The sequence below is a fragment of the Falsiroseomonas sp. HC035 genome (assembly GCF_050563525.1).
Classification (GTDB): domain Bacteria; phylum Pseudomonadota; class Alphaproteobacteria; order Acetobacterales; family Acetobacteraceae; genus Falsiroseomonas.
In genome coordinates this window covers 87429-110154 of record NZ_JBNXUN010000010.1, presented here as the reverse complement: position 1 = coordinate 110154, position 22726 = coordinate 87429, and the positions used below count along the sequence as shown (strand labels likewise).

Genomic DNA, 22726 nt, shown 5'->3' with positions numbered 1-22726 from the left:
GTCATGTCGAGCTGCTGTCGGTGGAGAGACCGTCGTCGCCTTCGCTGATGAGGTCGTCGTCTTCGTCATCGTCGTCGTGCATGTGCGCCAAGCCCTCGGCATCGTCGGCGAGCTGCTGGGCGCGCATCGCGGCGATCTCGGCCGGCGTGATCTCGCGTATCGGCAGCTCGGGTAGGTCGGCTTCGGTGATCGGGTTGATGGCGCCGAGGCCGGCCGCCGCCCTTTTGATCGTGGTGAGCCGGGCGAGAGCGGATGCAGCGAGGTCGAGCGCCCGGAGCGCGGGGATGCCACCACCGGCCACGGCGTCATTGACCGCCAGCATGGTCAGCGCCTCCAGGTGCACCGCGTTGACGTATGCGCTGTCGATTGCGCCGCGCTGCCGGTCGGCAGGTTTGGCGGGCGGCGCTGGGATCGGCGGCACCGCAAGAACACGCGGGGCGGGTCTGGCCCCGCCTTTCTTCGGCGAGCCGAGCCGGATCAGCGCCTGCTGGATGCCGCGCCGGGACATCCCGAACCTGGCTGCGAGGTCATCAGCCGTCATGCCGCCGGCGCTCCATAGAGCGACCAGGTCGGCATCCTCGGTCGGCTTCAGCTTGGCGTAGCGGCGGGCGGCGGGCATGTCCTGAACATCCTGACGAATGTGCTGATGTGCAGAGTCTACCACGCCTGGAGGGTGAGTATGTTGCCTTTTTAAGATTTGTCTCACGCTGAGAGAGGCACGGCTCTATCCTAGGTGGTCCCTGGGTTTTACCCCTCCTGCATCGGCCATGAGCGGTTCCAGTCGCTGACGGCGGCGACCTGGAGCGTGTGCTCGGCAACAGTCAGCTGCGCACAGTCAATACCCTGCATCGGTGGATGCAAGTTGCCACCGCAGCGGGCTGGAGGCTGCGGTAGCACGCTGCCGGAAGCCATCCACATGGCCACACCGCACCCAAAGTTCAAAAAGCTCCCAGGGGAGGTCGTTCGTGGCCTTTTGCCAGGTCGGGGGTGCGGCAGGTTCGTTCCGGGCTAGGCCTCAGGGACTAGCCCGGCGCGGAACCGGCGAGATCGCAGAAGTGAAACTCCGGACAGGAGGTAGCCCTGTCATGGGCGAGGCGACACATGGCTTGTCAACTGTCGCTCGAGCTGACGGCTGTCACTGACTGACATTGACGTGCCGCCTCCGGTAGATTGCTTGATGAACACGACGAAATACGAACGGCTATCGACGACAACCGTTGCCGCAGCCGAGTCATCGTCGGCAGCGGTCGCCCCTTTAGCTACAGCATAGGCGCGCGCTGCATCGTAGTAGAGGTCGGGAAAATCGGCCGTGGCAACCCCCGCCCCAACCATCCTTCTGACGCGACTTTCAATGGCATCGTCTCGACGAGACTTTCGAGACGCATAGAGGTAGATGCCGTAACCAACCAAGCCTAGCCAAGCAGGCGGGAAAAAGAACCCGCATACCAGCATCAACAGGCCGATGATCACCATGCCTAGGTCCGCACCGCTGCCCGAATGGCTCGTAGCACGGCATGATCCTGGGATGACCTCAAGTGGGTCCCGGCGAGGCTCTCAAACCCTTTGAATTTAAAGAGCATGAAGGTCTTGATCTTAAGACTCGTGACATAGGAGCTGTCGACAGGGCAGGTGACCATGACTTTCTGAAAGCCTTCGCAGATAATATCAATCTGTGTTTCGTCGAACCAGTGAGACTGTCCGCACGCGCACGCGAAGCTGTCTCGGTAAATGCTCATGTTCATCGTCGGCTTCGAGGCCCGTCCGAAGAAAGATCCAAACTCCTCGATCCCCATCATTTGCATCTGCCATGCCTCAACCGGTGGTTTACATGACCACCTTTCCGGATTGCTCGCGCAGCGTCAATCCCGTTAGCGGTTCGGGGTGAAATAGCCTCACTCGACGCCTCAGAAACCTCTGGCGGTGAACTGCCACGGGCGCTGCTGGCCGAGGTTAGAGGAAACATGCACCGAGCGGCGCTGACTCGCCCCCAAGGAGACGAGCATCGCGCTGTCCCAGATGGGCAAGCCCGTGTGAGTCGTCTCGAACTCGACCAGAAACGTCTCACAAGAATTATCCTTGACGGTTGAGACGGCCAAAGGGAAGATGTCTATGAGCCTAGTGAGACAGGAGCATTGTTATGCTGGTCGGATACGCCCGGACTTCCACCGTGGAACAGGAAGCTGGCCTGGAGGCACAGTTGCGGGACCTCATCGGCATTGGCTGCGAGAAGACCTACTCAGAGCGCGTGTCCTCGGTTGGCAAGCGCGCCGAGCTGGAGGCGGCCATCGACTTCATCCGACAAGGTGACGTGCTCGTGGTGACGAAGCCCGATCGTCTGGCCCGCAGCGTCGCCGATCTTCTGGCGCTCATCGCCCGGCTTGAGGCCAAGGGCGTCGGCCTGCGGGTGCTGTCCATGGGCGGGCAGGAAGTGGACACGCGGACCCCAACAGGCCGCCTGACCCTCACGATGCTGGGCGCGGTAGCCGAGTTCGAGCGTGCCCTGATGCTGGAACGTCAGCGCGAGGGGATCGCCAAGGCGAAGGGCGAGGGCAAGTATCAGGGACGGGTTCCCACAGCTCGCCGCCAGGGCGATGCGGTGCGACAGATGAAGGCCGAAGGGGTGAAGCCCACCGACATCGCGGTTCGTCTTGGCATTGGCCGGGCGAGCGTCTACCGGATCCTGAGCGACAATGCATTGCCGGAGTAAGCATGGCAGATAGTGAGAAGCTAACCGCCGAGAACATCGCGTCGATGACTAAATACTTCGCTAGAGCTGAACGATTAAGGGGGTTATTGAGGGAAAGTTTAACTATCCTCGGGCCGCGCTTTGGCCCCGATTTTTTTGAGAAACTTAATGACCAGATCCGACAAGGGGCTATTGTAAATAATCCAACCTTGGCGCGTGATGCCGTAGTGGTCGGCGACGCTATGATGTTTATAGATTACTGGCATTCGGCGCTCTGGGTGGTGCTAGAAGGTTATGGCAAGCTTGCAGCGCTTGGGGTCAAGGACAAGAACATCGACAGACTCCGAAGCAACCCCCTCACGTCCCGGCTGAAAGACTACCGAGACGGTATTTATCATTTTGATATGAATTACCATAATAAGAAAACTTACTACCTACTCGCGCACCCAAACGCTTATCAGTGGTCGAATGACCTTCATGAGGCATTTCATGAGTTTTTTGATAAGAAGTGGCGAGAGAATCCCGCCACGCAGGGAATACCGGACCCGATGGATCAATATCTGCTGCGTGAGCAAATGACCTCCAAGCTCCGAGACTCAGGTGTCGTTACAAATCGGAGAGATATCTCACGCAATGCGAAATGTTTTTGCGGCTCTGGAATTAGATACAAGCACTGCCACGGGATTGCGCCAGAATCTTCCTGAAGGGAGATGGACGGACTGGGGCAGCCAATGCGTGTGGGCATAGCTCTGGGTGGGTGAGGCGGCGCAGGAAGCAGCTTGGCAGGTTGCGGTGAGGGCCGGGTTCCGACAGCTCGTCCCCAGGGCGGTGCGGCAATCGTCTGAGGCAAATTCTGTCACCAACCCAACAAAAGGAGTAGTGTTATTTGTTTAGAAAGATCCCCCTTGGCAGCGTAGTTCCGCTGACTGAGTTTCTGTCAAAAGCTCTCGATCGACCGTTTCAGCAATACGATATCGAGAAGCTTGATTTCAGTTTAAAAACCGTGGAGGCGCTTCGAGATCAGTGCTTCGAGTATCAGAGGCAATTTCTTCCTAATATTGGACTTGGCAAACGAGCGCCGCATGACCGATATGTTGAGTCTCGTATTTACCCTGAAAAGCCAGAGACAGAGCTATGGCCCGGAATCTTCAATCAGCGAAATATCATTAAGGAGGAATCGGTAGGGCTAGAGATTTTTGTTCGGGGAGACAACCTTATACCGTTCATCAAGAAAGCACTTTTGTTTTGTCACGGGGTATTTGTCGAGCCTCCTCATTTTATCCTTCCTGGCCGAGCGTTTGACGAAGATGACTGCGTCGAACATGCTCGCCAAACGGTTCTCGATCTGGCACCAGTTAATACGCTTATTTCTCGGAAAATTGTCGTGCCTATAGATCCCTCTTATGATCCAGGAATGGTTTCAGGGAACGTCTGGAGCAGTTTCAACAAGCCATTAAAACTGGACCAATCAACTAAAAAAGAGATAAGCGCGATCGCGAAAAGGCTGGCGGGTCGAAACCATGGGGTGAAACAACAGGATGCTGAACGCGCGATCATCCAGGCGCTGCTTGACCAAAATGCCACCAAACAAAGGAGCGGCTTCTTTGATCCACTTTTTTATGACCGGCTCGAAGCAAAAGCCTATGGTGAGATCTTGTATCATCTAAACGCGAGTATAACTTCAAAGGAAAAGATCCAACCAATCCTTGCTCAGAAACTAGTATCCGGTTTCGGGATATCTCCTGACAAAGTATCTGCACGCGATTTAGTAGCCATGCGCGACGATCATGAATTGTTCCATGAGTGGCGTCAGATAATCAGCGGGGCACTGCTGCATCTCAGTGAGAACGAAGATGACTACCGGGACTCTGCTCGGGAGCTTCGCGAGTATTTGGCGGATAACCAAGCTAAATGGACTGAGCAGGCCGAGAAAGCGGTTGGGAAGGGCTTTCTCGGTCAGATGATCGATGGAGCTCAGGATGTTGCCAGCCATTTTGTCGCCGGGATGGTTGTCGGGGGACTATCGGGCGCGCAGGGAGGTCGATGGGCTGGTGGCGTTGCAGCGTCAGCGGTGCCGCTGCTCAAGCTCTTTATGAAGCTTCCGAAAAGCCTACCCGACGGTCGGAAGAGGGCGCTATTACGCAGTCATTTTTTGGCAATTGGGGCAAAACTCTAGTCGCACCAAGCACTTCTAGTTTTCCCGAACAGGCTGACGCCCTGATGCCGATGCTCATCTCGCCGAAGACCGCGTGCATGTCTCGATCCGAAGGGTCGAACACCGATCGCGGACGTTTCGCAAAACCGCGACTGCTACCCAGCTGAAGTCAACGACGGGCACAAAGGCGATAGCCCGATCCTCGTTCTGCCCCAGAGGAAGGATCCCCGCTCAGATGATCGGGCGCCGTATCCAGCGGCTTTCCACTTCCGCGAGCGCAACACAGGCTGTAACACCCACTTAGGCTAGCGCCCGCGCGAGGTCCGGGTTTCTGAGGCAGAGCTGATGCGAAATCGGTGGTGGAGATCCCGCTCATACCCACCAGCGCCCATCCACTTCGCGATCGAGAACATGGCCGCCGAGCCGAACTGAAATGCGGATGCCAGCTTCCCGCGTGGAGCCTTCCCGACGACCTGGCCCGCGCTACCAGCCGCAGTCAGCCCTGTGCTGCTTCAGGGCCTTCTCGCTGGGTGCCGAGGCCTCCGTTTTGGTCTTCCGAAGCAGCCGGCCATGCAATGCCCGATACACCGGGTCCTTTATGGTCGCGGCAACGAGGACCTCCTTGGTCTTCGGCTCCACGGCGATCAGACCAGCGTCGAACAGCGTGTGCAGGTCTGTGCGCAGCAGCAGCCCGTTGGTGACGTGGTTGGTCTGGGGGCCTAGGTATGGCGTGATGTGAGCGGCCTCCAGGATGTCGACGACGTCGCATCCGGTGACGGCGCACCGGCCCTGGTAGACGTCGATTAGCTTCTTGCGGAACTGAGGCTGCCCACGACGCGCCTTGATCGCGCGCAGCACCCGCTTGCGTGCATCTCGGGCGTTCTTCGGGTCAAACGGCTCAGTGTCACCATCCTCAGGTTCTATGGCTTTGCGGTTGGTCCTGGGCTTGCCGCTGCGGACGCCGTCCACCTCGACCTCAAAACCGAGCCGCTCCAGGGCTTTCTGCACGGTAGCTGACCCGCCGGAAAAGTCCTCGCGGTCAAGCGCCTGCCCGATGCCCTTCTGATACTTGAAGGCTACGCCCACGATGGCCTTGCTGTCGTAGCGCTCGCCGTTGTGCAGGAGCCAGAACTCCCGGGCTTCGCCGTAGCCATACTTCGCCAGGAAGGCTTCTCGTCCAAGGTCATCAAGTTCGCGGATAGCCTGGAGAACGGCGTTGGGATCTGTAAGCGCTGCAAGGTTGGCCACTGGAAGGGGTCCTAGCGTTTTGCGCGGAAGACTGCTGGTTCGAGATCCCACCCGTCATCCAGCGGCCCCTTCACGCAGTAAACCCGGGGCTCGTTGCTGAGGTTGTAGACGCGGTAGAGCCAGTAGGTATCCGGGTTGGCTCGCGACACCTCGACCTCGTTGGCCGTGACCAGGAAGCTGGTGGATGCCGAGCCGTTCGTCGTCTTCACCTCGATGAGCCGCTGGGTGCCATCGACGCTGAACGAGGCGATGTCGTATCCCGCGCCGTCACCCTGCTCATCAGCCACCCAGAATACCTTGTCGGCAAGGTCCTTGCATCCTGCGGCCACCAGGCGGGCCATCTCGAACTTGAGGACGAACTCTTCGCCTGCGCGGCCCAGTTCCCGGTTTTTTGCGTCCGTCAGTTCCCGGTCGAACTTCCTGACGTTAGACCCGGGCGGTAGCTGCGCTTTTGCGCCGGAGGGCGGAGATCGTGGTGGCGCGTCAGCGAACACATCAGAGCCAGTCCCGGGAGAAGCCGCTGGCGAGCCGCTGGAAGCCGGAACCTCGAGCCTTGCAGCCAGCTGTGCCCGAGTGCCGAGGAGCCGCATCACGGCATCCTGGATGGCCCCGGTCTGCGCGTTTGGTGCGGGCTTGTAGCCCTGGATCCAGCGGAACCCGAGCCGGTCCATGACTGCGGTGACATTGCCGAACTTGAACTCGACGGATCCCTTGGACCGACCTGTGGCTGCCTGAACGCGCCGGTTGAACGCGATTTTGCTGTAGGGCGTGCCGGCGATCTCCAAGTCGAGCATCTCCAGGTAGGCTTCAACACAGGCCTCGACTTCGTGTCGGGTCCAGTCTGATCCACGCTGCCCATCTACAGGATTAGCTTCATTATTTTCTTGTTTACCTTGATTTACTGAGCCATTCTCTTGTGAGGTATGTGTATTTTTGAGGGTGAAGGCACCTTTCCCTTGTGCAGCCAAGAGATTGTTCAAGGACATCTCCAGGGCATCTGATTGACCATGCTTATTCGGCTGATATTCAGGAAGCCACTCGAGACCCGCGCTCTGCAAGGCCCAACTAATGCCTCTAAAAACCTCGGCCACATCGGTGTAGCTACGATGCGTTTTTCGGCGAACTTTTATAGTAGCAGCGGCAATTTCTTTTGAGATGCTGATCATGGCTTCATGGTATGACGATACTGCTGCGGAGAGTTCATCTTGAGACCAACTTCCGCTGGGCGGTTCGCTTACGCGGGTGACGGACTGAATGCGTCTTGAAAGGCCCAGTTGAGCTTTGCGAAGTTCGGCATCTTTCGCGGACGACGACGACGCCCCCATTCTGAGGATGATAAAATCCGTCTCAAAGGGATCGTTCCTGTCACTTTCAGTCAAATACTGTTGCGCTTTTGCCAGTGGTATTTGGAGCACGTCAGCCATGGCACTAAGCTTCAAACCAGCTGCTTTTCCGCGGCGCAGTAGGAGGCCTAACTCACCTGGTTTGTGAGGCGCTTTGTAAACATCGAGATCAGTTTGAGCCCGTGCCCATTGCTCCCAGGTCCACGCATCTCGGCTAATGCCACGAGAAGCAAGAGCTTCCCAGATCCAGGCAGATGAGCGCACCGAAGGTGGATCGTCTGACGCCAACGAGTTTTCTTCTACTGACATCGAAGCCCCGGTATCCATAATTGTTTCGAGAACTGTAAGGCAGCTTGCGCCGCTTTCCTGACGCAGCCAAGACCGGGGGACGTTCGCCCGCCAGACCCCAAGACGTGCTGCGATCTTCGTCAGCCTGGAGCGCCAGCGCGAGGCATCGCCAAAGCCAGGGCCAAGGGCGATGGCAAGTGTCAGGGGCGGATGCTGGCTGCCTAGCAACAGGCCGCAACATTGCGGCAGATGCAGACTGAGGACACCTGCCTGACCGAGATTGCCCGTCGCCTCAGGATTGGCCGTGCAAGCGCCTACCACATGCTCGGGGCTAAAGCGGCCCGAAGTTATTCAGACGCCACTCCCTCCGCCGTCGGAACCTCGGCAAGGTGCTGACTACAGGAGGCGTTGCCCGTGATCGCAGAGCGGTGCTACATAACGAACATCGTCGCCGGGTTGAGTCCGTTGATTTTGTTGGATTTTTCTTTCCGTCTGGATAGTTCAATCCTGTCCAGCAGCACCACCGCAACCCTCCAATCCGCCCCCCGACCAGCCTCGCCCCAGTGGCGCGCGGCCTGTGCCGCGCGCGTTCTGGTGGTCAGCCGATCAACTCGGCGACCGAATAGGCCACGCGGCCTTCCGCCACGCCATAGCGCAGGAAGTGGTCCAGCGGGTTCATCCCCGCCGACGCGACGTCCGAATTGGCGGCCAGATAGCGCGAGCTGTCGAAAAAGCCCGAACTGTCGCGGTCCTCCAGGTGGCCATATTGGGTGAAGTGGTGCAGCGGGTTCATCCCCGCCGCCGCGACGTCGGCATAGGTGTTGAGGTACCAGCTGCCATCGAAGAAAGCGTTGGGGGCACGCCCCTCCAGGCCGCCATGCGCCATGTAATGCAGCCGCGCCGTGTCCAGGTTGAACCCTGCGGCGCCTACATCGGCGTTCTGCGACAGGTAGAAGCCGGCATCGAAGCCGTCCTGGCCAACGCCGACCGGGCGCCGCGCGGCAGTGTTGCCGTCCTCGAACACCAGCACCTCGATGCTGCGCAGCACATCGGTACCGGTGCCGGTGAGGATCACGCTGCCATCGGCCTGCTCCAAAATCGCATGGGCGTAGCGGCTGCCTTCGTACAGGGCGGCATCCAGCCCCACGCCGCCATCCAGCAGGTCGTCGCCGCCACGGCCTGCCAGCAGGTCGTTGCCACGACCGCCATGCAGGTGATTGGCGGCGTCGTTGCCGAACAGCCGGTCGTTGCCGTCGCCGGTGTAGAGGTTCTCGATCGTGGTTCCCCCGCCGATGCGGAAGCTGGCGCCGCCGATGCTGCCCTCGGTGCCGGGGGCAAGGTCCACGGAGACCGGGCCCAGGACGGCGGCGGCATTGATGGTATCCGTCCCGCCATCGGTATCGGCCAAAACGCCGCGCGCCGGGTCCAGCGCCAGGAGTTCCGCGTACTGGCTGGTATAGACGTAGCGGTCATCGGCGCTTGCCGCCGCGCCGGCCAGCGTCAGGTTCCAGCCCTCCAGCGTGCCGACCGTGCCGGCCTTGGTATCAACCACCTGCAGCGTCCAGGTGCCGAGTGAGCTTTCGCCATAGACCTGGGTGCTCATCAGCGAAGCCGTGTTGCCGCCGGACACGAAGGTGCCCTTGTCCAGCTCGGTCTGCGGCACCGCCTGGTTCGGCCGGATCAGATTGTAGATCCCGTAGTCCGGGTTGTGGATCAGGTGGCTTACCGTGCCCTGCGGCGAAACCAGCCGGATCTGCAGGTCGCCGATGGCGCCGTGCGGCAGGTTCACCTCCACCACCGCCGCCTCGACCCGGATATCGGTCTCGATGGTCACGCTCTGGCTGATGCCGTTCGGATCGGCATCGGGAATCGCCTCGGGGGCTTCGCGACCGGCCTGGGCGATCGCCAGGTTGGCGGTGGTGCGTGGGGCGGAATTCCAGGTTTCCGCCAAGCGCACCGCGGCGCGCGCATCGACCTGGCCCAGGCCGAAATCATGGCTGACGGTCAGCCCGCCGCCGTTCCAGTCCGTCGCCCCGTTGGTCACCACTGTCCAGGGGTAGCTGGTGACGCGCAGCGCCGCCGCCTCGATCGCCTGCCTCTGGGGGTCCGGCACCTGATCCGGGATCGTGGGCGTGCCGAGGATGTCACGGTAGACATCCTCGATCGTGAGCGGTGCGCCGTGGGTGTCGTAGGCCGACAGGCCGAGGATATCGAAGACGTCCCGGTAGCCGAGCCCGGGATTGGCCTGCAGGACCAGGGCTGCGACGCCGGAGACGATCGGCGTGGCGAAGGAGGTGCCATCGGTCAGGCCATAGCCATGCGTCTCCAGCCCATCGACCCCAAGGACGCGCGCGCCTGGGGCCGCGACGAAGACGTTGGCCCCGGGGCTGGAGAAGGCGGCAATGCGGCCATCATGGTCGGTGGCGGCGACGGTGATCTGGTAGGGCGAGTTCTGCGCATCGCCATGCGTCGCCAGCACCACCAGCGAACGCTCGTTGCCCGCGGCAAAGACATGCACGGTGCCAAGACCGCCTCGCCCGAGCGTCGCGCCCGGTGCCAGCGCATCGAGGCCGTTGTCAGGTACGGCGAACACCTCGTTGCCGTAGCTGTTGTTGGTGATGTCGAAGCCGATTGCCGCATTCAGGCCCTGCGGGATCGTCACGTAGTTTCCATCCGAATCGGCGATGTTGTAGGCGGTGAAGCGGGCGCCGTGGGCGACGCCCACCAGGCCAACGCCATCCAGCGCGGCGCCGAGGAAGCCTGCGACCTGCGTGCCGTGCGAATAGGTGCCGAGGCGCGGCGTCGCATCGCCCTGGCCGGACACGAAGTTGAAGTCGGCCACGGTCTCGTAGTTCGCGGCGAGGTCGGGGTGCTGGTGGAAGACGCCGTCATCGATGATCACGATACGCACGCCCTGGCCGGAATAGTCGCGCCAGGCGCCGTCGATCCGAATGTCCATGCCGGGCGTGCCGCCGGATTGTCCAGTATTCCGCAGGTACCATTGGTCGGCGAACAGCGGGTCGCGGGGCGTGAGGGTCATAACGAGGCCGGCTCCTTTTCCGGTGCCGGACGGTATAAATTATCCTTGATGTAATCAAGTTGCTTTAGAAGGCAATCCGCTAACCTGGGCGCGTACTGCCGGCAGTCGGGCCTGCCTGGCAGCACGCGGACCTGATCCCGGTCGGCCGCTATTCCGGTGTGACCGTCAGCGCATTGCCGGTGAAAATCGCGACTCCAGGCCCCGCAACCGTCAGCGGCGCCTCCAGCGTCGACCACGTCAGGGCGTTGCCGCCGGTCACGGCATCGAACAGCCCGATATGCGTCATGGTGCCCGCCGCGCCGGTGAAGGTGAAGCGGATCGCATCCACGTTGCGCTGCATGCCGGTACCCGTGAAGGTAGCACGCTGGCGGGCATACCCGGTGCCGGCGGGCTCGCCCGTCAGGCCCGTCGCATCGCTGCCGCCGGTGCCAAGCGCGGCGAAGACCGCCGTCGGCAGGGTCGGCAGCCGGGCGCACAGGGCGCGGGCCAGCAGGTTCTTGGCATGGTCGGTCAGATCGGTCATCCGGGGATTCCTCGGCAGAAAGGGTCAGAAGCTTCCGAGCAGGGCACGGAACAATTCCGGGCCAGCAGGCGAGAGGCCGGGCGGCGCCTCGATGGCGGCGTTGGCCGCGACCGCCACATAGGCGACGCCGTCGAAGCTGCGCATCGCGGTGCCGGCGGCCGGCAGGAAGCCGCCGATGCGGGGGTCCGGCAGCGCCGACGGCGCCTCATCCGGCCCGAACCAGCCAAGATTGCGCAGCGCGGCGGCCGCGGCCTCCGGCGTGCCCTGCCAGGCCTGCATCGTCCATTGGGTCATCGTGGATGTCCTGTCGTCTCGGGGTTGAGGGGCGGCGCCAAGCGGATCAGGGCGCCGCCGCGCCGGCCAGCAGCAGCAGCCGGGTGATGCCGCCATCCGGGCTGAAGGCGAGCAGCGTGGCCAGGCCGCCGGCGCGGATCTTCGTCAGGCCGTCGGGGTTGGATGGCGTGGTGCCGGCAAAGCCGGTCATCGTCACGGCAAGGTCGGTGGTGCCGCGATTGGCGACCAGGCAACTGAAGCCGTCGCCGGTCGCGGCCCAGTCGATGCTCAGGCTGGTGCCGGCATTGGCGCTGACCAGGCGGCCGTTGTGGGCGGCCAGTGTCAGCGGCGTGGCGGTGGCGGTCGCCAGCACGGGCATCCGCCGCGTGGTGAACTGCGCATCGACATAGCCCTTGCTCGCCGCCTGTGTGGCCGCGGTCGGGTCGCCCGGCAGCACCAGCGGCCCGGTGAGGGTCACGGTGCCGGAGGAGGCGACGCGGAAGCGTTCCGCCAGCCCGCCGCCGCCACGGGTCTCGACGACGAAGGCGCCGGCCTCCGCCCCCGTCGTCACCACCTCGCTGATGCCGCCGGCGCGGGCATATTCGGTCTGCGTGCCCGCCGCGTTGCCGCCGCTGAAGGCGAGGCGCCCCAGCGCATGGCCGGCGGCGGGGGTGGTGGAGGCGCGGCGCAGCGTGACCGTCATCGGCGCCGTCATCCCGGATGCGGCGCCGAACACCACGCCGCCATTCGGGTTGCCGTCGGCCTCTCCGCCGATGTTCAGCGGCGCCAGCGCGCCGGACCCGACGGTGAGCGAGTAGGTCACCAGTGCATCCTGGTTCTCCACATCCAGCGCGCCGCCCAGCAGGTCCGTCCGCCGCCGCAGCAGCGCGCGTTCCTGATCGGCGGAGGAGCCCAGCGCCTGCAGCCGGTTGCCGACCAGGGCGATGCGCGCCAGGTCGGCGCCGGTCTGCGCCTCGAAGGTGGCGGAGCGGGTGTCGGAGGCGACGACGGACAGGCTGTCGCCGGCGGTGGCGAGGTAGACGCGCGCCGCCGGCAGGTCGCAGGCCACCAGCGTCAGCCCGCCGTCGAAGACCTCGACCGCCCGGCCGCCGCCGCCGCCGCCGACCATGACGCCGACGAACTGGTTGTCGCCCTGGTTGGAGGCGTTGGAATTGACCCGGATGGCGGTGCCCTGGCTGCTGATGAAGCCACCGACCCACTTGGTTCGGAAGGCGCTGCCCTGGATCAGCGCGCCCACGGTGTTGGGGTCGGCGAGCGACAGCAGGTCGTCGACGCTGCAATTGTGCAACTGGATGGAAGCCGCGCCATCGCCGAGGTCGAAGCCACGATCGTAGCCGAAGCTGAAGCAGTTGACGAACTCGGCCACGTCGCTGCTCTCGATGCGGAAGCCGGTGCCGAGGCGCCGGTTGTTCCAGACCGCCACGGTGCCGCCGCTGGTCCAGGCGCCGGAGAAGCTCGACCCCTGCAGGTCGATCCGCGTGCTGTCGACGACGGTGGCGAGGAAGCGGTTGTTCGCGCCCGGCACGCCGCCCACGCCGTAGACGTTGACGATATCGCCCGTCACCAGCCCATGCGCGGCGGAGGTGGTGACGCGCACCGCACCGGCGCCGTTGTTCGCGACGCCCGAGACCGTGCGGGTGACGATGGAGACGTTCGCCAGATTGCCCGTGAGGAACGGCCACAGATGCACGTCGTGCACCCGGCTGATGTCAAAGGTGCGGGTCATGAAGATGCCGTTGCGGTTGTCGCCGCGCACCCGCCGCAGGTTCAGCCGCTGGCTGTTGTCGGACCGCACCGCCAGGTCGAAGCCGAGCACCAGGAGATCCTCGACCAGCACGTCGTGATGCGTGCCGGAGGCATCGCCGATGGTGATGGCGGTGCCGGCCATGGCGGCGCGCAGGTCGATGGCGGCGCGCATGGTGGTGGGCGGAGCAGGCATGCCGTCGCGGATCAGCGTGATGCCGCGCAGCGTGGAGGCGCGCAGCAACTGCACCGTGCGGTTGGAGGCCACCAGCAGCGTGCCGGGGATGTTGCGGTAGTCGCCCGCCAGGCGCTGGCCGCCGGGGAACTGCACCGGGCCTTCCAGGCAGACATTCTCCTTCACCACCAGGTTCGCGGCGCTGATGCGGTAGCGGCGCGGCCCGAGGCGGACGATGCCCCCACCGCCGGCCACCGCCGCATCGATCGCGGCCTGGATCGCCGCGGTGTCGTCCGTGGTGCCGTTGCCGACGGCACCAAAGTCGCGGACATGCAGCATGCGTTCGGCATGCACGCCGGCGGTGATCTGGGCGAAGGTGGCGCGCCGGGTCTGGGCTGCGACGCCGCTGCCCTGCACGATGGGGGCGAGGTCGGCGACGGCGAGCGCCGCGGCGGCGGGAAGGTCGGAGATCTTGGCATCGGCCATGTGTCGGGATTCCTGATCGTGGGCGGGAAAGGCAGGCCGATGCTCAGACCAGGACGCGGTCCCCGCTCTCCAGCAGCAGGCCGCCGCCGGATTGCAGCAGCAGCCCGTAGGGCAGCGTCACCGTGAAGGCCGGGGAGGTGGCGGCGACGCCGGGCTCGCCGGTCGCCTGCACGCGCAGTCGGTAGCCGGTGCCGGCGGCCGGCGCGGCGAAACTGGCGGAGGCGGTGCCGGCGCTGACGGCGGCAAGCGTCGGGCCACGCACGGTGGCGCCGGCCGCATCGCTGATGCTGAAGGCGACCTGCGTCACCGGCCCGGCAATGGCCGCCTGCGCCTGCACCGTCCCGCCCACCAGGATGCCGGCGGCGAGCGGCGCCAGCACCACCGTCATCACCACGCCGCTCGCGGCCTGCCGCGCAAGGAAGCGCTGCGCGGCGCGGATCTGCGCGCGGAACGGCGCGGCGGCGGTGTCCAGCACCAGCCCGGCCGCGACCACGTCGCCGGCCCGCACCGGCAGCAGCGACACGGCGTCGGAGGTCAGTGCGATGATGATGTCGCCGGTTTCGAGCCGCGCGGCGGCCGGGCTGAAATAGCCGGCGGCGATCGCCGTCGCGCGGGTGTCCGTGGTGCGGTACAGCCACATGGTGAAGCCGCTGTTGCTGAGCAGCGACACCAGGGCGCTGTTGTTGAAGGCCATGGGCGGTTCTCCGGTTCGGAATGCGCGGCGGGCCGGGCGGACGGCACCCGTGCGATCTATTGATCGGTATATTTTCCTAGACAGCGAGCGCGGTAAGGCCGGGGCGGGCCTCTCGGGGACGCCTGCGACGCAGTTCTCGCCTTGGTGAGCCATGACTAGCGCCGGGCTAGGAACAAGTCAAGAACAAATTCCTGTTTCCGTTCCGGATCCGCACCCCCCGTGCAGCATCGCGGCCGCGTGTTAGCATCGCTGTCGTTCCGCCTCCGGAGGTGCCCGAGATGCTGCGTCGCCTGGCCCTGATCGCCGCCCTTTTGCTGCCCCTGGCCACCGCGCCGGATGCCCGGGCGCAGGAACGGGTCGTCAACGTGTTCAATTGGAACGACTACATCGACCCCTACATGGTGCAGCGCTTCACCCGCGAGACCGGGATCCGCGTGCGCTACGACATCTACGACAGCCTGGAGACGCTGGAGGGCCGGCTATCTGCCGGTCGCAGCGGCTACGACATCATCGTGCCGACCGGCGAGCCCACCTTCTCCCGCCTCGCCCGCGCCGGCGGCCTGCTGCCGCTGGACCGCGCGCTGATCCCGAATCTGGCGAATTTGGACCCGGCCCTGCAGACGCAAGTCGCGTCTTCCGACCCGGGCAACCGCTTTGGCGCGCTGTACCTGTGGGGCAGTATCGGCCTTGGCCTGAACCCGGACCGCGTGCGCGAACTGGCGCCCGACGCACCGATGGACAGCCTTCGCCTGCTGCTGGACCCGGCGAATGCGCGGCGTCTCGCACGCTGCGGCATCAGCATGATGGACAGCGCGGCGGACGTGATCCCGACCGTGCTGCGCTTCCTCGGGAAGGATCCCAACAGCACCGACGCCGGTGACCTGCGGGAGGTGGAGCGCACGCTGCTGGCGGTGCGGCCCTTCATCCGCAACTTCTCGACCGGCGGCACGATCGAGGCGCTGGCCGGCGGCCAGGCTTGCCTCGCCTTCGCCTATTCCGGCGATGCGATCCAGGCCGGCGTCCGCGCGCGGGAAGCCAACCGCGGCGTCAGCGTGCAGTACGTGGCGCCGCGGGAAGGCGCGCAGCTCTGGTTCGACCTGCTGGCGATCCCGGCCGATGCGCCGAACCCGGCGGAGGCGCATGCCTTCATCAATTTCCTCCTCCAGCCGGACGTGATGGCCGCCATCACCAACCACGTCCGCTACCCCAACGGCGTGCCGGCCAGCCGCGCGCTGGTGGCGCCCGAGGTCGCGAATGATCCGGCCGTATTCCCGCCCGAGGCGGTGCGCGCGAACTTCTTCACCATCGGCCCCGTCGCGCAGGCCGCGGAGCGTGCCCGCAACCGCGTCTGGTCGCGCTTCAAGGCGGGGAGATGAGCCAGCCGGCCAGGCCGGGCACTGCCGAACCCTGGCGCGATCCGGCGGCCGAGCCCTTCCTGCGTATCGAGAAGCTGACGAAACGCTTCGGCGATTTCGTCGCGCTGGACGAGGTCAGCCTCCCAATCTACCGCGGCGAGCTGTTCGCGCTGCTCGGCGGCTCCGGCTCCGGCAAGTCCACCCTGCTGCGCTGCCTGGCGGGATTCCTGGAGCCCGATGCCGGCCGCATCCTGCTGGACGGCCAGGACATGGCCGGCGTGCCGCCGTATCGCCGGCCGGTCAACATGATGTTCCAGTCCTACGCGTTGTTCCCGCACATGACGGTGGCGCAGAACATCGCCTTCGGCCTGAAGCAGGACGGCACGCCGAAACCCGTCATCGGCGAACGCATCGCGGAGATGCTGGCCATGGTGAAGATGGAGGGCTTCGACGCGCGAAAGCCGGCGGCGCTGTCCGGCGGCCAGCGCGCCCGCGTGGCGCTGGCCCGCGCGCTGGCAAAGCGGCCGAAGCTGCTGCTGCTGGATGAGCCGCTTTCCGCGCTCGACAAGAATCTGCGTGAAGCCACGCAGTTCGAATTGATGAATATCCAGGAGCGCACCGGCACCACCTTCGTCATCGTCACCCACGACCAGGAGGAGGCGATGACGATGGCGACCCGCCTCGCGGTGATGGACCGCGGCACGCTGGCGCAGGTCGGCACGCCCAGCGAGGTGTACGAATTCCCCAACAGCCGCTTCACCGCCGAATTCCTCGGCACCGCCAACATCCTGGAAGGCGTCGTCGAGCGCATCGACGCGGAGGGTGTGCGCATCGGCAGCTCGGAGATGGATTTCGACATCCTGGCCGAACCCGCCGCCTCCAAGCCGCCCGGCAGCCGCGTCTTCGTCGCCCTGCGGCCGGAGCGGATGCGGATCGAGCGCGCCGCGCCGGATGCCCCGCACGGCGACAACCGGCTGGTCGGGCGGGTGCGCGACATCGGCTATTACGGCGACTTCTTCGTCTATTACGTGGTGCTGGACGGCGGCAAGGAGATCCGCGTCAGCCAGCCCAACCTGCGCCGCCGCACCGAACGCCCGGTGGATTGGGAGGATACCGTCGCCATCACCTGGGACCGCCAGGCCAGCATGGTGCTGCCGGAATGACCGCGCGCCTGCGCCGCGCCCTGGTGCTCGCGCTGCCCTGGGCCTGGATGGGCCTGTTCTTCCTGGTGCCCTTCGTCATCGTGCTGTCGATCGCCTTTGCCGAGCCGGCGGAAGGCCTGCCGCCCTATGCCGCGCTGCTGCGCTGGTCGGGCGAGGCGACTGCCATCCTCCAGCTCAACCTGGCCAATTTCCAGCTGCTGCTGGAGGATCCCTACTACCTCGACGCCTATCTCCGCAGCCTGCGCGTCGCGGCTGTTTCCGCCACGCTCTGCCTGCTCGTCGGCTACCCGATGGCGCTGGCGATCTCGCGCGCGCCGCAGCGGCAAAGGAACCTGCTGCTGATGCTGGTGATCCTGCCGTTCTGGACCAGCTTCCTGCTGCGCGTTACCGCCTGGATCGGCATCCTGCAGGACCAGGGCTGGCTGAACGGCCTGCTGCTTGGCCTCGGCCTGATCGCGGAGCCAATCCCGCTGCTCTACACCGAAGCCGCGATGTATCTCGGCATCACCTATTGCTACCTGCCCTTCATGGTGCTGCCGCTCTACGCCACCCTGTCTAAGCTGGACCCCGCGTTGCTGGAGGCCGCCGAGGACCTGGGTGCACCGCCCTGGCGTGCCTTCCTGTCGGTGACGCTGCCGCTGTCCCTGCCGGGCATCGTCGCCGGCTTCCTGCTGGTCTTCATCCCCGTTGTTGGTGAGTTCGTCATCCCCGAGCTGCTCGGCGGCCCCGGCGCGCAGCTCATCGGCCGGGTGCTCTGGACAGAGTTCTTCCAGAACCGTGACTGGCCGCTGGCCTCGGCGCTCGCCATCGTGCTGCTGCTGGCGCTGGTGGTACCCATCGCCGTGTTCCAGGCGCGCGCGGCGCGGGAGGGCCGGCGATGAAGCGCCTCGCCATCCCGCTCGCGCTGGGCTTCGCCTTCCTGTACCTGCCGATCCTGCTGATGGCGCTGTTCTCCTTCAACGACAGCCGCATGGTCACCAGCTTCACCGGTTTTTCGCTGCGCTGGTACGAAAGCCTGTGGCGCAACGAGGTGCTGATGGGTGCGCTGGGCCTGTCGCTGCGCATCGCCGCCATCTCCGCCACCATGGCCACCATCCTCGGCTTGCTCGCAGGCTTCGCGCTGGCCCGGTTCGGGCGGTTCCGAGGCCGGGCGGGCTTCGGTGCCGTGATGGCGGCGCCGCTGGTGATGCCGGAGGTGATCACCGGCCTGTCCCTGCTGCTGCTGTTCGTGGCGCTGGAATCGCTGTTCGGCTGGCCCGCCGGCCGCGGCGCCAGCACCATCGCCATCGCCCATGCCACCTTCGGCGCGGCCTATGTCGCGGTGGTGGTGCAGTCCCGCCTGGCAGATTTCGACCTGAGCCTGGAGGAGGCGGCGCTGGACCTCGGCGCGCGGCCCTGGACGGTGTTCTTCGCCATCACCCTGCCGCTGATCGCGCCGGGCATCGCCGCCGGCTGGCTGCTGGCCTTCACGCTGTCGCTGGACGACCTGGTGATCGCCAGCTTCGTCTCCGGCCCCGGCGCCTCGACCCTGCCGATGGTGATCTTTTCCTCCGTCCGCCTCGGCCTGACGCCGGAGCTCTATGCGCTGGCGACCGTCCTGGTCGTTGTGGTGGGGGTGGGCATGGCGCTGGCGCTGCGCTTCATACGTTCGCGATAACGCCGTCGCGCCATGGCATTGCCTGAATGACCGTGCATATGGGGTCCATGCGCCGCATCGCCCTGCTGCTGGTCCTGCTCCCCCTCCTCGCGGGCTGTGCCGAGCGCTGGTCGCGGCCCGGCACCTCGGAGGAAACCGCGGACGCCATGAATGCCGCCTGCGGCAACGAGGCGCAGCTTGCGGTGCCACCGCACATGGTCTGGCAGATGGTGGAACCCGCGCGGATCGAGCGGGATCGCCAATGCTGGCGCGACGGCAACCGCGAACGCTGCCGCGTCACCGAGCGTTTCCGGCCGGCGCGCTACGACATGGTGGACCTGGCCATCAGCGCCCGCGAGCAGCACCGCACCGCCTGTATGCGCGAGAAGGGTTTCACCTTCGAGGGCTACCGGCCGCTGCGCCTGAACTAGGGCCCGGATGGACGCGCCCTGCTGCCTTCGGTAGGAAATGCCGGCCCGCCCAGTCACGGGGCCGGGCAGGGACCCCGGGAACCGTCATGAACCTCATCGCCGACCGCCTCAACCGCATCTCGCCCTCGCAGACCATTGCCATGACCGGCAAGGCGCGCGCGCTGAAGGCGCAGGGCCGGGACATCATTTCGCTCTCCGTCGGCGAGCCGGATTTCGAGACGCCGCGCAACGTCAAGGACGCCGCCATCGCCGCCATCGAGCGGGGCGAGACGCGCTACACCGATGTCGCCGGCACGATGGAGCTGCGCCAGGCAATCTGCCAGAAGTTCAAGCGCGACAGCGGCATCGACTACAAGCCGGAGGAGATCCTGGTCGCCACCGGCGGCAAGCAGGTGATCTTCGACGCGCTGGTCGCCACCATCAATGCCGGCGACGAGGCCATCATCCCGGCCCCCTGCTGGGTGTCCTACCCGGACATCGTGGCGCTGGCCGAGGGCACGCCCGTCATCGTCCCTTGCGGCCCGAACCAGGGCTTCCGCATGACCGGGGAGCAGCTCGAGGCCGCGATCACGCCAAAGACGAAGTGGCTGATCCTGAACAACCCCTGCAACCCGACCGGCGCGGGCTACAACGCGGCGCAGCTCAAGGAGCTGACGGATGTTTTGCTGCGCCACCCGGATGTCTGGATCTTCTCCGACGACATCTACGAGAAGCTTGCCTATGACGGCATGAAGCCGGCCACCATCGTCGAGGTCGAGCCGCGCCTGAAGGACCGCACCGTCACCATGAACGGCTGCTCCAAGGCCTATGCCATGACGGGCTGGCGCATAGGCTTCGCCGGAGCGCCGATCCAGCTCATCAAGGCGATGGACAAGCTGCAGAGCCAGTCCACCTCCAACACCAGCTCCATCAGCCAGGCCGCGGCGATCGAGGCACTGACCGGCCCGCAGGACAGTGTCGAGGAAATGCGTCAGGCCTTCGAGCGCCGGCGCAACCTAGTGGTCGGCATGCTGAACCAGGCGCAGGGCATGCGCTGCGCGACGCCCGAGGGCGCCTTCTACGTCTTCCCGGACGTGCGCGGCTGCCTCGGCAAGACCAGCGCCGGCGGCGCGAAGATCGACAGCGACGAGGCGTTCTGCCTGGCGCTGCTGGACGAAACCGGCGTGGCGACGGTGCACGGCGCCGCCTTCATGTTCCCCGGCCACATCCGCATCAGCTACGCGACCGACGACGCGACGCTGACCGAGGCCTGCACCCGCATCCAGGATTTCTGCGCGAAGCTGACGTGACACCGGCGTATAGCCTCCGCTCCGCGGCGGAGGCGGATTTCGAGGCGCTGCTGGACCTGTCGATCCGCGTCATGCGGGCGCATCTGGAGCGCCTCGGCCGTTACGACCCGGCCCGCCGGCGCGCCCGGATGCGGACCGCCTTCGAGGGCGGCGGGATGCGGGTGATCGAGGTGCAGGGCCTCACCGCCGGCTGCATCGGCATCGAGCCGGGGCCGGAGGGCGTGGAACTGCACAGCCTGTACCTGGAGCCTGCGCTGCAGGGCCGGGGCCTGGGTGCCGCGGTGGTCGCCGATGTCCTGGCCATGCATGCGGGCGCTGCCTTCCGCATCGAGGTCCTGAAGCAGAGCCCGGCGCGCCGCTTCTGGGAACGCCAGGGCTTCGCGCTGGTAGGCGAGCAGCCCTATGACTGGCTGCTGGCCAGGCCGGCCCGTGGCGTGCCGTCCGTGTAGAAGGACCGCGCCGGCACCGCAGTCTTGGCCGGGGCCGCGCCGGCCGGCAGGAAGACGATCCGCGCCACCAGCCCATCGGGCGCGAAGTCCAGCGTCGTCGTCGGCATGTGGCCCAGGTCGGTCGGCAGGCCACGCTCCAGCAGCCGCGTGCCGAAGCCGCGTCGCTGCGGTGGCGCGGCGATTCGGGGACCATCGACCTCCTGCCACAGGATCTCGACCCGGCCCTGCGCGACCGCCTGCCGCCGAAGCCGAACAAAGCCCCCCTGCACCGACAGCGCGCCATATTTCGCGGCATTCGTCGCCAGTTCATGCAACGCCAGCACCAGCGCCTGCGCCTGCCGGGGCGAGACGATGAAACGGCCACCGCCCTCCAGCCGCACCTGCTGGTCGTCGTTCTGCCAGGGTGCCAGCGCGGCGCGCAGCACCTCATCTAGCTCCGCCTCCACCCAGCCGACCTGGGTCAGCAGGTCATGCGCGCGCGCCAGGCTGCGCAGCCGGCCGCGGAAGTCCCCGGCGAAGCGGTGCGGGTCGGCGCCGGCGCTGCGCAGTGTCTGGTCCGCCACGGATTGCACGCTCGCCAGCATGTTCTTCACCCGGTGGTTCAGCTCCGCCACCAGGACCGCCTGGTGTTCCTCCGCCACCTGCCGCTGCCGTGCCTCCCGTCGCAGGGTCGCCGCAACCTCCTCCACCTCGCGGAAGCCCGGGTCGGCGGCCGCCTCGCCCCGCCCGAGGGCCGAGAGCACACCGATGGTCCGGCCCAGCCGGCGGCCCAGCAGCAGCGCGGCGATCAGCCCGATGGCGGTAACCGTCGCCCCGATCGGCACCACCTGCCACAGCGCAGCGTGGAACGGCGCGGCGAAGGCCTCCGCAGGCACGGAGGCCGCGGCGACGTAGCCGCTGAGCGCGGCCCGGGCATAGGCCACGACCACCGGCTGACCGTGGATGTTCCGCGCCGCGCTCGACATCGCACCCTCGCCGACCCGCAGCGCCGCCTCCCGCAGGTCCGGCGGGGCCAACTGGCCGACGAGGTTGCCGTCGTCCCCGGTACGGGCGACGAACCGCATCTCGCGGTCGAACACCACGCCGGTCAGCCCATCCGTCAGCCGGTTCTGCACGACCAGCGCCGCCAGCCTCCCCCGCGGCAGCGTGGTGGCGAGAAGGCTGCTGGGGGACGTGGCGCCGGGCGGGATGATCGGCAGGGTGATGCTGATCGCGGCCCCACCCAGGCTGGAGGAATAGATCAGGTTGGAGATGGTGGGCTGCGCCTGCGCCCGGGTCGGACCGGTCCCGATGCTGTCCGGCGCATCCATCGGGCCCCGGCCCGGCATGCGGATCATGATGCTGAGCGGGGCGCCATCCGGCCCGATCAGGCCGATGGGCGTGCCGTGGAAGCTGCGTTCCGCGGCCTGCAGTTCCAGGTCGAAGCGATCCATCTCGCCACGTGCCAGGCTTTCTGATCCAGCCAGGGTGCGCAGCATGGCAAGGCTTTGCAGGAATTCATGATCCACTGCCGCCGCCAGCGTGCGCGCCTGGCCGACAAGGCTGACCCGGGCCCGCTCCAGCGCCGCCTGCTGGACCAGCCAGACGGAAAGACCCGTCAGGCTCAGCAGCAGCAGCGCCACCACGGCGATGACCGCCATCATGCGCCCCCTCAGGCTGGGGAGCCGCAGCGCAGGGCGTCCGGCGTCGTCTATGCGGGGGGCATTGAATGCCATCTACAAAATGTTT

At 65.7% G+C, this 22726-nt stretch carries 20 protein-coding genes; 10 read left to right on the top strand and 10 right to left on the bottom strand.

Features of this window, described 5'->3' with window-relative positions; genetic code table 11:
* Nucleotide 1: 1 nt before the first annotated feature.
* Nucleotides 2–619: a hypothetical protein gene (locus tag ACLF3G_RS20115; RefSeq protein WP_430671195.1), complete on the bottom strand. Its 618-nt coding sequence runs from the start codon at nucleotides 617–619 to the stop codon at nucleotides 2–4.
* 464 nt (nucleotides 620–1083) lie between these two features.
* A complete protein-coding gene (locus ACLF3G_RS20110; protein WP_430671194.1) occupies nucleotides 1084–1473 on the bottom strand; it encodes a hypothetical protein in 390 nt (129 codons plus the stop codon).
* A gap of 664 nt (nucleotides 1474–2137) precedes the next feature.
* On the opposite strand from ACLF3G_RS20110, the gene ACLF3G_RS20105 reads away from it, so the two are divergent.
* The 3 genes from ACLF3G_RS20105 (at nucleotide 2138) to ACLF3G_RS20095 (ending at nucleotide 4862) form a co-directional block, all read left to right on the top strand.
* The gene (locus tag ACLF3G_RS20105; RefSeq protein ID WP_430671193.1) at nucleotides 2138–2707 is read left to right on the top strand and encodes a recombinase family protein; all 570 of its coding nucleotides are present in this window, start codon (nucleotides 2138–2140) and stop codon (nucleotides 2705–2707) included.
* 2 nt (nucleotides 2708–2709) lie between these two features.
* Nucleotides 2710–3390 (top strand): SEC-C metal-binding domain-containing protein, encoded by a 681-nt coding sequence (locus tag ACLF3G_RS20100; RefSeq protein ID WP_430671192.1) that lies wholly within the window; start codon nucleotides 2710–2712, stop codon nucleotides 3388–3390.
* A gap of 182 nt (nucleotides 3391–3572) precedes the next feature.
* Nucleotides 3573–4862, top strand: a complete 1290-nt coding sequence (locus tag ACLF3G_RS20095) for a hypothetical protein (protein ID WP_430671191.1) — start codon at nucleotides 3573–3575, stop codon at nucleotides 4860–4862.
* A 462-nt stretch (nucleotides 4863–5324) separates the two neighbouring features.
* Here ACLF3G_RS20095 and ACLF3G_RS20090 read toward each other — a convergent pair whose 3' ends face one another.
* The 7 genes from ACLF3G_RS20090 to ACLF3G_RS20060 form a co-directional block, all read right to left on the bottom strand.
* Complete coding sequence (locus ACLF3G_RS20090) at nucleotides 5325–6089, bottom strand: HNH endonuclease (RefSeq protein WP_430671190.1); 765 nt, start codon at nucleotides 6087–6089, stop codon at nucleotides 5325–5327.
* A gap of 11 nt (nucleotides 6090–6100) precedes the next feature.
* On the bottom strand, nucleotides 6101–7741 hold the full coding sequence (locus ACLF3G_RS20085) for a DUF3883 domain-containing protein (protein WP_430671189.1): 1641 nt from the start codon (nucleotides 7739–7741) through the stop codon (nucleotides 6101–6103).
* Between the two features lie 577 nt (nucleotides 7742–8318).
* Nucleotides 8319–10760: a S8 family serine peptidase gene (locus ACLF3G_RS20080; protein WP_430671188.1), complete on the bottom strand. Its 2442-nt coding sequence runs from the start codon at nucleotides 10758–10760 to the stop codon at nucleotides 8319–8321.
* 148 nt (nucleotides 10761–10908) lie between these two features.
* On the bottom strand, nucleotides 10909–11283 hold the full coding sequence (locus tag ACLF3G_RS20075) for a phage tail fiber protein (RefSeq protein WP_430671187.1): 375 nt from the start codon (nucleotides 11281–11283) through the stop codon (nucleotides 10909–10911).
* Between the two features lie 24 nt (nucleotides 11284–11307).
* Entirely contained in the window at nucleotides 11308–11577 is a 270-nt protein-coding gene (locus ACLF3G_RS20070) for a hypothetical protein (protein ID WP_430671186.1), read from the bottom strand.
* Nucleotides 11578–11623: 46 nt separating this feature from the next.
* Nucleotides 11624–13981 carry a glycosyl hydrolase family 28-related protein gene (locus ACLF3G_RS20065; protein ID WP_430671185.1) on the bottom strand — a complete coding sequence of 786 codons (2358 nt, stop codon included), beginning with the start codon at nucleotides 13979–13981 and terminating at the stop codon, nucleotides 11624–11626.
* A gap of 43 nt (nucleotides 13982–14024) precedes the next feature.
* Nucleotides 14025–14675 carry a hypothetical protein gene (locus ACLF3G_RS20060; protein WP_430671184.1) on the bottom strand — a complete coding sequence of 217 codons (651 nt, stop codon included), beginning with the start codon at nucleotides 14673–14675 and terminating at the stop codon, nucleotides 14025–14027.
* Between the two features lie 278 nt (nucleotides 14676–14953).
* Between ACLF3G_RS20060 and ACLF3G_RS20055 the strand changes: the two genes are divergently transcribed.
* The 7 genes from ACLF3G_RS20055 to ACLF3G_RS20025 all read left to right on the top strand — a co-directional run bounded on the left by ACLF3G_RS20055 (nucleotide 14954) and on the right by ACLF3G_RS20025 (nucleotide 20998).
* Nucleotides 14954–16051 (top strand): polyamine ABC transporter substrate-binding protein, encoded by a 1098-nt coding sequence (locus ACLF3G_RS20055; protein ID WP_430671183.1) that lies wholly within the window; start codon nucleotides 14954–14956, stop codon nucleotides 16049–16051.
* On the top strand, nucleotides 16048–17193 hold the full coding sequence (locus ACLF3G_RS20050) for an ABC transporter ATP-binding protein (protein ID WP_430671182.1): 1146 nt from the start codon (nucleotides 16048–16050) through the stop codon (nucleotides 17191–17193). The genes ACLF3G_RS20055 and ACLF3G_RS20050 overlap by 4 nt, the downstream gene beginning before the upstream one ends.
* Nucleotides 17190–18074, top strand: a complete 885-nt coding sequence (locus ACLF3G_RS20045; protein WP_430671181.1) for an ABC transporter permease subunit — start codon at nucleotides 17190–17192, stop codon at nucleotides 18072–18074. The genes ACLF3G_RS20050 and ACLF3G_RS20045 overlap by 4 nt, the downstream gene beginning before the upstream one ends.
* Entirely contained in the window at nucleotides 18071–18850 is a 780-nt protein-coding gene (locus ACLF3G_RS20040) for an ABC transporter permease subunit (RefSeq protein WP_430671180.1), read from the top strand. The genes ACLF3G_RS20045 and ACLF3G_RS20040 overlap by 4 nt, the downstream gene beginning before the upstream one ends.
* Nucleotides 18851–18876: 26 nt before the next feature.
* Nucleotides 18877–19260, top strand: a complete 384-nt coding sequence (locus ACLF3G_RS20035; RefSeq protein ID WP_430671179.1) for a hypothetical protein — start codon at nucleotides 18877–18879, stop codon at nucleotides 19258–19260.
* Between the two features lie 86 nt (nucleotides 19261–19346).
* A complete protein-coding gene (locus ACLF3G_RS20030) occupies nucleotides 19347–20549 on the top strand; it encodes a pyridoxal phosphate-dependent aminotransferase (RefSeq protein ID WP_430671178.1) in 1203 nt (400 codons plus the stop codon).
* Nucleotides 20546–20998 carry a GNAT family N-acetyltransferase gene (locus ACLF3G_RS20025; RefSeq protein ID WP_430671177.1) on the top strand — a complete coding sequence of 151 codons (453 nt, stop codon included), beginning with the start codon at nucleotides 20546–20548 and terminating at the stop codon, nucleotides 20996–20998. The genes ACLF3G_RS20030 and ACLF3G_RS20025 overlap by 4 nt, the downstream gene beginning before the upstream one ends.
* Here ACLF3G_RS20025 and ACLF3G_RS20020 read toward each other — a convergent pair.
* Nucleotides 20950–22641, bottom strand: a complete 1692-nt coding sequence (locus ACLF3G_RS20020) for a sensor histidine kinase (protein ID WP_430671176.1) — start codon at nucleotides 22639–22641, stop codon at nucleotides 20950–20952. The genes ACLF3G_RS20025 and ACLF3G_RS20020 overlap by 49 nt on opposite strands.
* Nucleotides 22642–22726 lie beyond the last annotated feature (85 nt).

Excerpts from the sequence above, each read along its gene's own strand:
- ACLF3G_RS20115 (WP_430671195.1), bottom strand. The coding sequence starts at position 619 with ATGCCCGCCGCCCGCCGCTACGCCAAGCTGAAGCCGACCGAGGATGCC.
- ACLF3G_RS20110 (WP_430671194.1), bottom strand. The coding sequence starts at position 1,473 with ATGGTGATCATCGGCCTGTTGATGCTGGTATGCGGGTTCTTTTTCCCG.
- ACLF3G_RS20105 (WP_430671193.1), top strand. The coding sequence starts at position 2,138 with ATGCTGGTCGGATACGCCCGGACTTCCACCGTGGAACAGGAAGCTGGC.
- ACLF3G_RS20100 (WP_430671192.1), top strand. The coding sequence starts at position 2,710 with ATGGCAGATAGTGAGAAGCTAACCGCCGAGAACATCGCGTCGATGACT.
- ACLF3G_RS20085 (WP_430671189.1), bottom strand. The coding sequence starts at position 7,741 with ATGTCAGTAGAAGAAAACTCGTTGGCGTCAGACGATCCACCTTCGGTG.
- ACLF3G_RS20080 (WP_430671188.1), bottom strand. The coding sequence starts at position 10,760 with ATGACCCTCACGCCCCGCGACCCGCTGTTCGCCGACCAATGGTACCTG.
- ACLF3G_RS20075 (WP_430671187.1), bottom strand. The coding sequence starts at position 11,283 with ATGACCGATCTGACCGACCATGCCAAGAACCTGCTGGCCCGCGCCCTG.
- ACLF3G_RS20070 (WP_430671186.1), bottom strand. The coding sequence starts at position 11,577 with ATGACCCAATGGACGATGCAGGCCTGGCAGGGCACGCCGGAGGCCGCG.
- ACLF3G_RS20065 (WP_430671185.1), bottom strand. The coding sequence starts at position 13,981 with ATGGCCGATGCCAAGATCTCCGACCTTCCCGCCGCCGCGGCGCTCGCC.
- ACLF3G_RS20060 (WP_430671184.1), bottom strand. The coding sequence starts at position 14,675 with ATGGCCTTCAACAACAGCGCCCTGGTGTCGCTGCTCAGCAACAGCGGC.
- ACLF3G_RS20055 (WP_430671183.1), top strand. The coding sequence starts at position 14,954 with ATGCTGCGTCGCCTGGCCCTGATCGCCGCCCTTTTGCTGCCCCTGGCC.
- ACLF3G_RS20050 (WP_430671182.1), top strand. The coding sequence starts at position 16,048 with ATGAGCCAGCCGGCCAGGCCGGGCACTGCCGAACCCTGGCGCGATCCG.
- ACLF3G_RS20045 (WP_430671181.1), top strand. The coding sequence starts at position 17,190 with ATGACCGCGCGCCTGCGCCGCGCCCTGGTGCTCGCGCTGCCCTGGGCC.
- ACLF3G_RS20040 (WP_430671180.1), top strand. The coding sequence starts at position 18,071 with ATGAAGCGCCTCGCCATCCCGCTCGCGCTGGGCTTCGCCTTCCTGTAC.
- ACLF3G_RS20035 (WP_430671179.1), top strand. The coding sequence starts at position 18,877 with ATGACCGTGCATATGGGGTCCATGCGCCGCATCGCCCTGCTGCTGGTC.
- ACLF3G_RS20030 (WP_430671178.1), top strand. The coding sequence starts at position 19,347 with ATGAACCTCATCGCCGACCGCCTCAACCGCATCTCGCCCTCGCAGACC.
- ACLF3G_RS20020 (WP_430671176.1), bottom strand. The coding sequence starts at position 22,641 with ATGATGGCGGTCATCGCCGTGGTGGCGCTGCTGCTGCTGAGCCTGACG.